Here is a 3180-nt window from a genome sequence, read left to right as displayed (position 1 = left end):
GATGGTCCCCAGACCCCTGCAATAATGCAAAAATGAAACAGAAACGGAATAAGACGGGTTGATAGTGGGGAGACGTGGCCGTAGCGGAGACTTGGCTCGAAGCAACACCGGATCGGGGCGGGGGGTTCCCCGCATCGATTGCCGGGAAGTGGTTCCGAACCGCAACGATCCCGTTTGCAAGGGGGATTTCAGTAATGTTACCCTGTGGCCTTCAATCAGCCGGATGTTCGGAGCAGTCGGGTTTTCGCGGCGAGGCTGCCGAAAATCGGGGCTGAGAGGCGTGTCGGGATTATCATAGGGAGAGACTTTCGTGAAACGGACCCATTGTCGCCTTGCCATATCCCTGCTGGTGCTGGTGCTGGTGTTTCTCGGCAGCGCCGGAGCTTCGGCGGACCACTTTTCCTACGCGGTGTCCATTCTGACCAAAACCGGAGGGGAGGAGTATCGCGCCTTTCTGGAGGCCATCGATAAGCACGATGACGAAGCGTTGCGCACCCTTCTGATCAAAGGCAACCCCAACGTGAGCAACGACAAGGGGGCCAGACCGATCCACGCTGCGGCCTATCTGGGTCGCGTCGGGGCCTTGCGGCTGCTGATCCGTCGTGGCGCCGAGCTGGAAGCCCTGGCTCACGGGGGCTGGACCCCCCTGCACTACGCCGCCTTCGGGGGCAAGGTGGAGGCCATTCGGGTGCTGGTGGCCATGGGGCTCCCTCCCGACAGCGTGGATGTGGGCGGGGAGACCCCCCTCTTCTACGCCGTGGAGGCGGGCAACCTGGAAGCGGTGAAGTGGCTGGTCGGCAACGGCGCCAACATCAACCACAACAACAACGGCGGCGAGACCCCGCTCTCCACCGCGCTGCACTACAAATCCGAGCCCATCGCCGACTATCTCAAATCCATGGGAGCCCGCCTGGGCGCGGGAGCGGAAGAACATCTCCACGAGGGGGAAAAGGCGGCCCATTGAGTGTGATCGGGGGTCGGAGAGGATCGGAGGTTGCTCTTTAAACTGCGCCCACCTTGGCATGCGGAGTTCCGTGGTCTTTTCAGGCATACGGGGGTCGGATTATCCCCCCGGCAGGGTTCGGGGCAGCGCCCCGAGGTTTTGCCGTGGCCTTTGGCGGGTTGAAGACAAAAGGAGAAATGCCCAACTTCGCATCCTCTCCGAACCTTGTCCCATCTTCGACCCGCCCGGAGGGGGGCCGGGAAGGGACTCATCCTCCCCACCCGTAAAACGTGCCAATTCCGCCAAGGTCCGGGCCTTCAAGAACAAGGAACTCACTTTCCGGAACAACCCCGGCTGTGTCCGGGTGGTGACTTCAAGGATGGGGAGGATGAGTCCCTCCCCAGACCCCGCCGGGGGGGGATAATCCCTCCCGGACCCCCGTATGACTGAAAAGCTCAACATCCCATGCTGGATGCGGTTCAGAACCGCATGACCATCTCGTGGGAGAGCAGCCAGAAGTTGAATCCGGCGATCAGGGTCATGAAGCCCGCCATGGGCAGCAGCCGAACCCCGCTCAGGGAGGCTCCTCCCGCCAGCACGCCCACGGCGCGATGCCGCAGAATCTGCACCGAAAGCCAGAAACCGATCAGCATCAAGCCGGTCTGCACCGCGAACAGAACATCCTGGGGGAAGAGGGTGGTCATCATGAGTTGATGGCGCTCCATGCCGCTCATGGCTTCCAGACCGGTACCCAGGGGATTGACCACCAGGCTGCCCAGGTCGCCGCCTTCCCGGAAGAGGTGGTCCATGTTGTGCGCCAGGTGGTAGGTGAAGGCCAGTGGCAGACTGCTGAAAGGCAGCGCCAGAAAAAGCCGCTCGTAACGGGTGCCCTTGGGAGAGAGCCACCAGGTGAGACCGATGGCGGCGGCATAAAACAGGATGGGCACCCCGAAACCGGCCAGCATCAGAATGGTGAAGCTGCCGATCAACTGCCCCGTCTCGCCGATCCAGCCCGCCACCCGGACCACCCATCCCTCCCAGAAGGACATCATGGTCACTCCGTGGAAACTGGTGATGCCCAGCAGGGCCAGCATGAACCAGGTGGCATCCCACAGGGGCCGGGCCTGGAATTTGGCTTCGCTGCCCAGGGGACGCAGTCGCCAGGAGACGTTGTCGTAAGGACAGGAGAGGACGCAGTTGCCGCAGGAGAGACAATTGGTGTTCTGCGAAAAACGCCCCACGGTCAAATGGGTCGGGCAGGGCTCGATGGTCTCCGATCCGTTGTAACACTCCATGGTCTTGCAGGAAGCGCAGAGGGATTCGTTCTGGGAGCGCACCTCGATGGGGGCCAGACGGGAATAGAAGCCCAGGGTGCGCCCCACAGGGCAGAAGTAGCGGCAGAAGGCCTTGCGTTCGAACAGCACCAGCCCGGTCAGGGAGAGAAAGACCATCACCAGGGCCAGAAAGGCGGTCATGCGCGGCTGGGTGGTGACGCCGATGCCCAGCTCAAGCCAGGTCAGCCCCATGAAGAGGATCAGCGCGGGATAGACGTTGCGCAGGGCGGCGGGCACCTTGAGATTGTAGCCGGGATGGGGCAGCACCCGCTTCCACAGACGCCGCCGCACCACCCAGGAGGCGATGGTGTCCCAGGGGCAGAAGGCGCACCAGGCCGAACCGATGAAGAAGACCGAAACCACCACCAGCGGCCACCAGAAGTTCCACACGAAGACCGTGGCCAGGTTGCGCTCCGGAAGCAGCGTGCCGAAGAGTCCCGCCAGCACCACCCAGAGGAAACAGGATACGGAGAAGATCTTCAACGCCACCAAAGGCCAGGGGGAGTTGTTCAGCAGGCGAACCAGCGCTCCCACCAGAGGGACTTGAGCCAGATTGAGGCTGCGCAGAGGTTGCAGAACCGGCGTTCCACCCAGGAGCAGGAAGAGCAGCATCAGGCCCATGATTCCCAAAGCCGGGAATATCCAGCGGGTCGGCAAACCGGGATGGGTCATGGTGTGACCTTCACCCCCTCCGGAGGAGGCGTGATGCCCGGAGTGACCCGTCTCCCCGAGAACCGGGGCGGCATGGCGATGCCCGGCGTGCCCATCCTGACCGGCAGCGGGCCGGGCCGGGGCGGCCTCGTGGTGCTCATGGGCGTCGGCAGGGGCCTCGTGCTCATGGGCGTCGGCAGGGGCTACGTGGTGATCATGCTCGCCGGCAGGGGCTACGTGGTGATCATGCTC

Annotated in this window: 2 protein-coding genes; one reads left to right on the top strand and one right to left on the bottom strand. The window is 63.1% G+C overall.

What is annotated here, in order from left to right:
* The first annotated feature begins 310 nt into the window (after positions 1-310).
* Positions 311-964 (top strand): ankyrin repeat domain-containing protein, encoded by a 654-nt coding sequence (locus HQL56_19175; protein ID MBF0311639.1) that lies wholly within the window; start codon positions 311-313, stop codon positions 962-964.
* Positions 965-1422: 458 nt separating this feature from the next.
* Here HQL56_19175 and HQL56_19170 read toward each other — a convergent pair.
* Positions 1423-3180: hypothetical protein (locus HQL56_19170; GenBank protein MBF0311638.1), on the bottom strand; the 1758-nt coding region annotated here is incomplete at its 5' end.

The organism is Magnetococcales bacterium, assembly GCA_015231925.1.
Taxonomy (GTDB): Bacteria; Pseudomonadota; Magnetococcia; order Magnetococcales; family JADGAQ01; genus JADGAQ01.
This window is presented reverse-complemented; position numbering and strand designations above follow the sequence as displayed.